Below are 7,388 nucleotides of genomic sequence, written 5' to 3' on the forward strand. Positions count from 1 at the left end.
CCTCCGGCGCGGCCTTCGCGGTCGGCGGAGCGGGAGAGGGTTTCTCTTCCGCCGGGCCGGGAAGGGGTCCGGGCCCGGGCCGGTCGGGCGAAGGAGGCGGAAGAGGAGCGCGAGGCGCGGATCGTGAAACCGGCGGAACCGGCGCCGGAGCCGGTTCCCGCGATCGGAACAGGAGCGCCGCGACGGCCGCGGCGGCGGCCGCGATTCCCCACGGAATCCAGCGCCGGGCCGGCCGCGCCGCCCTCGGCGCCCGCAGGATCCTCGCCCGGCGGGCCCGCAAGGCCTTTCGAAGCGCCCAGTCCCGGCGGGCGGCGGCCAGAAGCGCCCGCGCCGCGGCCGGATCTTCCGCCAGGCGGCGCTGGAGGTCTTCCGCCTCCTCGGGGCTTTCCGCCCCGGCGAGATAGCGTTCGATCAGGTCGTCCAGCCGGGAATCCATGGGTCAGCTCCCCGTGTGGGCGGACTGAGCCCGCAGGCGCACGCACTCCCGCAGGGCCTGCCGCGAGCGCTTGAGCAGCGCGTAAGTCGCCTGAACCGTCCGGCCCAGCCGCCGGGCGATTTCCGGAACGTGAAGACCTTCCAGGAAACGCCACCGGAGGATCTCCTCGGCGCGGCCGCCCAGCCGCGAAAGGCAATCGATGAGCCACTGGACGTTCTCTTCGGGTTCCGCCGCGCCGGCGTCCTCGAGCGAAGCGGCTTCGAGACGCTCCAGAATCTCCGAGTCCGCGCGGATGCGGCTGCGGCGCGCGGAGCGAAGCCGGGTTCCCAGGACGTTGCGGAGAATGCGCCGGAACCACGCCTCGAAGCCTTCGCCCGTGAATTCGTCCATGCGGCGAAGCGCCACGAGGGACGCCTCCTGATAGGCGTCCTCGGCGGCCTGAAAATCGCGAAGCACGGCGTACGCCAGCGCCGTGGCGCGGTCCCGAAGGCGCAGGAGTCCCGCCAGAATCTCCTCGTTCCGGGAGGCGTTCGGATTCACGGCTTGCGCGCGGCGGCGGGGAGACGTCCGGGGGGCGGAAGCGTTCCCGCGCGCGCCATCTCCTCGATGCGTTCCTCTTCGGCGATCATCCGATCCCGGATCGGCGCGAACATGCGTCCGGCCGGATTGTCGCAGTAGCCGCGCGCGGTGCGCGGGCGGTCCTTCATGTACGTGCGCCACGCGTCGTCGAGCGCGCGTCCCACGACGTCCTCGGAGGCGCCCGCGGGGATCTCCGCGATGAGGGGGGAGAGTCCCGGCTTGAGCCCGTCCTTCACGCGCCGCACGACGATCCGGCTTTCGCCCTCCGGGCGGCCGCGGACCCAGATGAACTGGCGGAGGTGGCGGCGGAGAAAATCGGGATTTCGAAGCGCCGCCGGCAGGGGACCCTCGATCCAGGCCTGCGGCGTCCGCGTGTATCCGGCGATGTCGTCCACCGAGGCGGGCCAGAGTCCCCGGCGCTCGGTGGGCCAGAGGAACCATTCGAGCCGCAGCGGCGCGGCTTCCGTCCGGGGCGGGAAGCGGCGCGTCACGCGGTCCAGAAGCTCGGGCGTCAGAAGCCGTCCGTAACGGGACGCGAAGGCGTCCACGCCGCCGAACTCGGGGATCGGCCGGCCGTCGAGATCGAGGAACGTCTGACAGCCGGTTCCGGGGATGCGCCCCAGACGGTCCTTGTAGTGCTTGCCCTGTTCCCAGTCGATGCGAAGCGCCACGAAGCCCTCGGCCAGCCGGCGCCGCACCTCGCGATCGGAGAACACCCGGTTCTCCTCGTAGGCGTAGCCGGGTCAGAAGACGTTGCGGGGGCAGCCCTCGTCCGCGCGCGTGTAGGTGGTCCCGTCGGGCACGAGCGAATAGCCCATGGAGAAGATGGGCTTTCCGGTCGCGCGGGCCATCTCGACCGCCTGATCGAGGGTCGGGACCCAGAACAGCTCGGCCGATCCGAGGACGTCCGGGGCGGACGCGTCTTCCTGGCCGGCCGCCCCCAGGCCGATCGCCGCCGCCAGGAGCAGTCCGCCGCTTCCCAGAATCGTTCGACGCATGGGCGCACCTCCGGGATCACCAGCCGGGGTCGGGCCGCACGTTGGCCCGCAGGCCCCGGGGACCGACGATGTAAATCGGGCTCTGTCCGAGCGGAAAGGGATTGTGACGGGTGCGGACCGGATCGTAGGCCACGAACCGTCGCGTCCCGTAAAGATCGTAACAGACGAGTCCCTTTTCGGTGTTCGGAACGCGGATGTAGGCGTAATTCTTCGGCGTCCAGGCCACGAGGGTGTCTTCCTCGCGCGCGTCGTCGGTGAAGACGGCGGCGTAGACGTCGGGACCCCAGGCGTCGTTGCGCACCCAGCGCTTTCCCTCCAGAAGCCGCGTCAGGACGGCGTAGGCGTAGAAGGAGTACTTGGGCGAAAGATCCGCGCGCCGAAGCCCCACCATCTGCGCCTTGTCGAACTGAAGCGGGCCGCCGTCCTTGAGCGTCCACCAGAACACCTTCTCGATGCGGCGGGAGGCGACGGCCAGGAGGTAAAAGCGGACAAGCAGCTCCGCCGAGCGAAGTTCGGACACGCCGTAGGGGTGAAGGTCCGTGTTCCAGCAGATCTCCGTGACCCAGAGGGGCTTGGGGGGGCCGAAGCGTTCCACGACGCGCCGGAGCTCCTCGGCTTGCTCCAGGAAATTCATCCGGACCAGGGGATACTCCGGCGTGAGGTCGCGGCGGTGCCAGCTTTTGACGTACTGGTCGAGCATCCACCAGTCCATGGGCTCCTCGGGGGCGTTCATGGCGCGGTACGGATGGAAGCAGACGACGTCGAAGGCGTCGGGGGGAACCTGCCGGAGGATCCGTTCGGCCCAGAGGACGTCGCAGAAAGCCATGTTGAGGCCGAGGACGCGGGCTTCGGGGCGGACTTCCTTGATGGCGCGTCCGGCGGCGGTCAGAAGCCGGGCGTACTCCTCGGGGGTGCCTTTCCAGTATCCGCCGTTGGGTTCGTTCCAGATCTGCCAGTGATCGACGCGGCCGGCGTAGCGGCGCGCGGCGGCGCGGGCGAAGGCGGCGTAGGCGGCGGCGCCCTCGGGAGTCCGCGGATCGTGGAATTCCGGATGGCCGGTGAGGTTTCCGACCAGAAGGATCCCGTGGCGGCGGAAGAGGTCGACGAGCCGGTCGTAGGGTTCGAAGTCGTAGGTTCCGGGGTTCCGTTCGATGGCCTTCCAGGGGAAATCCTGGCGACCCCATTTGATCCCGGCCTCCTGCATCGCGCGGAGGCGGGCTTCGAGGTCCGGCGTCTCCGGGCGCACGGCGGTGTTGACGCCGAACGGGGAGTCCGGAAGGAGATCCCCGGGCCGCGCCGGAGCCGTAAGCTCCACGCGAAACGAGGTGCGCGCCGGTTCGGGCGTGGAGGGATCCTGAAGGACCCCGACCGTCGCCGCCGCGCCGAGAAGCAAGACGTTCATGGCGGACCCCCGACCGCGCCCGCGCGCGGCTCTTCCGGTTACACGATTGCCGCACCCCGCCGGATTGGGCGGGGAAAACGGCCCAGAAACGTGTTTTTCCCGAACGCCGGTTCGGATGTGAACCGCGTATAATTAGAACATGATGCTTCCAGCCCATTCTCGGTCTCGGATGAATTCCGCCGTGAGGTGTCTCGTCACGGCTCTCCTCTTCAGCGTCATCTGCTCCGGGGACCGATCCTCCGCGGCGGCGCAGGAACTGCCTCGGAACGTCCTGGACCGTCTTAAGGCCTCGACGGTCTTCGTCGTCACGGAAACCGGAACAGGCACGGGATTTGTTGTCGCCCGTTCTGGAGGAGCGGCCCACTTGATCACGTGCTGGCACGTGATCGCCGACGCGACCCGTGTCCAGGTGGTCTTCAACAGCGGACGTCCCGGGGAGGTCACCCTGCCGGCCGAGGTTCTGGGAGGCTCCGCCGAGATGGACTTGGCGGGTCTCCGCGTGGTCAATCCGCCCGCCGGGGCCGAACCGCTCGTTCTGGCCCAGAAAACGGAGGTGCGCGAGACGGAAACGGTGTTCGCGGCCGGCTTCCCCTTCGGCGAACGGCTGGCTCTGGACTCGAAGAATCCGGAAATCGCGGTAACGAAAGCGAGCGTCGCGAGCCTGCGCACCGATAATGCGGGAAATCTCGTGGCCGTCCAGTTCGCCGGAGAGCTTCATCCGGGAAACAGCGGAGGACCCGTCGTGGATTCCGCGGGCCGGGTGATCGGGGTGGCTCAGAGCAAGATTCTGGGGACGGGAACGGCCTTCGCGGTCCCGACCGAGCAGCTTCGCATCTTTCTGCGCGGAGGACTTAAATCGCTGATCTTCCGGCAGGAGCCCGTATCGCCGACGGAAACCCGGCTTCATCTGACCGCTTCCCTCATCAATCTCCAAGGCTCCATCCAGGCGGTCGGCGTCCTCTGGATCCCGAGCAGCCGTGTTTCCAATATCGTTCCGCCCGCCGGCGCGCGTCTGGCGCCCGGGATGACCGACGTCCCCCTCAAGCTTGAGGGCGCCCGAGCGGAGGGAAGTTTCGTCCTCCGACGTCTTCCTTCCGAGCCGGACGCGCTGGAACTCGTACTGCAGCCGTATCTCCGCTGGTCCGACGGATCGCTTCAGTATCTGCTGCCCACGCGCGGCAAAGTTATATTCGAGTCTCCCGTAGCTCCTCCTCCCGCCGAGGACGTCGCCAAACCGGCCGTGCCCCGGAAACGCATGGAGCCCCTAGAATCCACCCTGGCACGCGATTCCGAAGGGCAAAGCTTCGTCGAGGCCGTCACCACCCCTCAGAAAGTCAAGTTGGGAAACAACCTTTTGCATGTCGCGGTCCCTCCCAGCGGGGCGGCGGTATACGCGATCTTCCGGGACCAACCCGGCATCAAGGTGTTTGATCCGGAAACGTGGGCTCCGGTGAAGGACATTCTCACGCCGCGCTCACCGACCTCGATCTGGTGCGACGACAAGCGGATCGTGGTCACCTGTCCGGAATCCAAAGTCATTACCTTCATCGATCCCGCGGCCGGTAAGCCCATCAAGTCCGTGCCGATGAACGATCCCAACGGCCCGCCCGACCTTCTTCCCGTGGGGGTGACGGGAAGGGCGGCCGACGGATCATTCCTCACCCTCTGGCGGGCGGCGGGAGCGAGCCGTTGGGACACGTGGCTTTACCAGGTTACGGAGGCCGGCCGTTTCCGACGGATCGGCCGCGAAGATGTCGAGTACGCCTGTCCGCTGAACTCCCGGTTCCTTCTGTTGCAGCGCAATTTCGGAGGCAGCCCGTCGGGACTCTGCCTTCTCTGGGATGTGGCTTCCGAAAAGTCGATCATCTTGCAGCCCAACACCCTTTTCAAGGAAGGCTGGCACCGCGATTTCGGACACGTTTTTCTCACCCACGACCGCCGCCACGTTGTGCTTCCCACGCGCCCCATCGGCTCCGCCTACGGTTACGCCACCCGGACCTATCTGGCGGATCTGGAGCTGCGACAAATCGCCTCCGAGATCCCCGGACTGGCGTTTGCCGAGGTTCCGTCGGAAGGTCTGCTCATCTCCATGGGGTTGAGGTACGTTGAAAGAACGGAGGCGGGACCTGAAATCTACTATTCCAGCCGCTCGACGAGCCGGCTGGTGCGGCGGATCCGGATCCGAAACTTCAAGCCTCATCCTGCTGAATTCATCTACCGCAGTGCGGTGCGCGATCTGTTCTTCCTTCCCGGTCACGAGGTGGTTCTGATAAAACCGCGGACGGAGCAAGATGGAATTATTTATGCGATCCGCTGCGGACCCGTCGCGACCGCCGGCCCCGGATCCGACCCCGCCGTCCGGTTCACCAACGATCCCCCGTCCAAGGCGAAGGTCGGGCAGGAGATCGTCTTCGTCCCGAGCTTTCAGAAACCCGCAGGAGCGAAAGGGGTTCACTTCAAGCTCAAGAAGGGGCCGGACGAGATCCGCGTGGATCCCGTCACCGGCCGCATGACATGGAAACCGAGCGACGCCTACGTGGGACGTTTCGATATTGCCATCGTGGCGATCGTCGACGGCGCCGAGGTGCCCGTCCTCGAGTGGACGATCGAAGTCGGCTTCTGAAACCCGCGCCGGGCGACCGCGGCCTGTGACGTTTTCTACTCCCGGACGGGAGGGGACGTGAAGGTCGAAACCCTTCCTTCGCGAGCCTCCACGCGCCCTGCCCCGGCGCGGCAGATCCCGCCAACGAGATGGAGGTGACCGTTTCGCCGCAACTTCATGACGCGCTCCCGGTCAGAGTGCCGGCCAGACGCCTTCGTCCGGCAGGGAGGCGCGGAGCGCATCCCCGTCGAACGCGTGCTTCCACGCCTTCGATAACCTCACGGCCGAACGCAAGCGCGGTGGCGCCCGTGGTCGACGTTTCCCCGCGCGTCGGACCCTCCCTGGATTTAGGACGATCTTTCGGAGAGCCACCTTCCGGAATCGAGAACGCCCCCGACGGTCTGACGCGGGGAACACACCCGGCACCTGGAACGTGGACGACGGCTGCAGGGAAGCAACCCCGAGTGTGCCAGGATGACTTCTCGCGAATGGCGCAAAGCAGTTCGCGCGCTGTCGGGGTAACGCGGGACCGGATCCTGCAATACCTTCATTTCCACCCGGATGAAGCCCTGAGGCCGACCCGGCTCGGTATCGAGAATGCCTCTCTTACTGGTCCACGCTTGGAGCTTATATTGTAGTGCTTGAACCTTGGGGCGATCAGCATGCCTTGGCGCCGGAATCGGCAATGGTGCTTGCCGCCGACAAGCCGGCCCCCAGGACAACTCGAAATCTAAATCGGTTCCTGCCGACTCCTCCTCCATGCGTGGACCGGGTCCGTGGTTGAGGCAAGCGCCGGCCCAGGAGACGCTGGAAGCGGACGGAACGCCCCTCTGGCCGGCGACGGCGCATGACGTGGACGGCCCGGACAAGGAGGTGGGGAACCCGGACGCGCCCCGGACGCCTCGAGTTTCGAGCGGCGCCTGCTTGAGCCCGGCGGGCCTTCCGGCCCGTAGTGTTTTCGTGAGGGCCGTTCTGCCGCTCCTTCTGGCGCTCGGCTGCCGGAGCGCTCCCGACCCCTGGCGGTGACGTGGGAGAAGAACATCCTGCGGATCCGCGGCCCCGGCATTCCGGGCGGCGAGGTGCCGATTCTTTACCTCGAGGCCTACTGTCGGTCGGGCTCCACCGACCGCGACTGGCGGGAGACGGTGATCCCTCATCGGACGGAGCGGCTGTCCGCGTCCCCGGACGGAACCTCGCTCCGCCTGCGCTGCCGCGTGGAAGGAGGCGTGAAGGTCGACCACGAGATCCGCGCGGGCGAAGGGGAAGTGGACTTCCGCGTCGAGGCGGTCCACCGCGGAACGCAATACGTGGACGCCGTCTGGGTGCAGCCGTGCATCCGCGTGGACCGTTTCACGGGGGGCGACAAGGAGT

Annotated in this window: 8 protein-coding genes; 3 read left to right on the forward strand and 5 right to left on the reverse strand. The window is 67.2% G+C overall.

Annotated features, from left to right (window positions below; translation table 11 throughout):
• From VNO22_03200 to VNO22_03220, 5 genes are all read right to left on the reverse strand, one after another.
• Nucleotides 1–436: hypothetical protein (locus tag VNO22_03200; GenBank protein ID HXG60359.1), on the reverse strand; the 436-nt coding region annotated here is incomplete at its 3' end.
• 3 nt (nt 437–439) lie between these two features.
• Nucleotides 440–976 carry a sigma-70 family RNA polymerase sigma factor gene (locus VNO22_03205; protein HXG60360.1) on the reverse strand — a complete coding sequence of 179 codons (537 nt, stop codon included), beginning with the start codon at nt 974–976 and terminating at the stop codon, nt 440–442.
• A complete protein-coding gene (locus VNO22_03210; protein ID HXG60361.1) occupies nt 973–1,731 on the reverse strand; it encodes a hypothetical protein in 759 nt (252 codons plus the stop codon). Before VNO22_03210 ends, VNO22_03205 begins: the two co-directional genes overlap by 4 nt.
• Before the next feature lie 27 nt (nt 1,732–1,758).
• Nucleotides 1,759–2,013 carry a hypothetical protein gene (locus VNO22_03215; GenBank protein HXG60362.1) on the reverse strand — a complete coding sequence of 85 codons (255 nt, stop codon included), beginning with the start codon at nt 2,011–2,013 and terminating at the stop codon, nt 1,759–1,761.
• A gap of 16 nt (nt 2,014–2,029) precedes the next feature.
• Nucleotides 2,030–3,415, reverse strand: coding sequence for a beta-galactosidase (locus tag VNO22_03220; protein ID HXG60363.1), 1,386 nt, complete (start codon nt 3,413–3,415; stop codon nt 2,030–2,032).
• 181 nt (nt 3,416–3,596) lie between these two features.
• Here VNO22_03220 and VNO22_03225 point away from each other — a divergent pair, with 181 nt between their 5' ends.
• From VNO22_03225 to VNO22_03235, 3 genes are all read left to right on the forward strand, one after another.
• Complete coding sequence (locus VNO22_03225) at nt 3,597–6,038, forward strand: trypsin-like peptidase domain-containing protein (protein ID HXG60364.1); 2,442 nt, start codon at nt 3,597–3,599, stop codon at nt 6,036–6,038.
• A 759-nt stretch (nt 6,039–6,797) separates the two neighbouring features.
• Entirely contained in the window at nt 6,798–7,043 is a 246-nt protein-coding gene (locus VNO22_03230; GenBank protein ID HXG60365.1) for a hypothetical protein, read from the forward strand.
• On the forward strand, nt 7,040–7,388 hold a 349-nt coding region (locus tag VNO22_03235; GenBank protein HXG60366.1), incomplete at its 3' end, for a hypothetical protein. The genes VNO22_03230 and VNO22_03235, both read left to right, overlap by 4 nt.

This window comes from Planctomycetota bacterium (assembly GCA_035574235.1).
Classification (GTDB): domain Bacteria; phylum Planctomycetota; class MHYJ01; order MHYJ01; family JACPRB01; genus DATLZA01.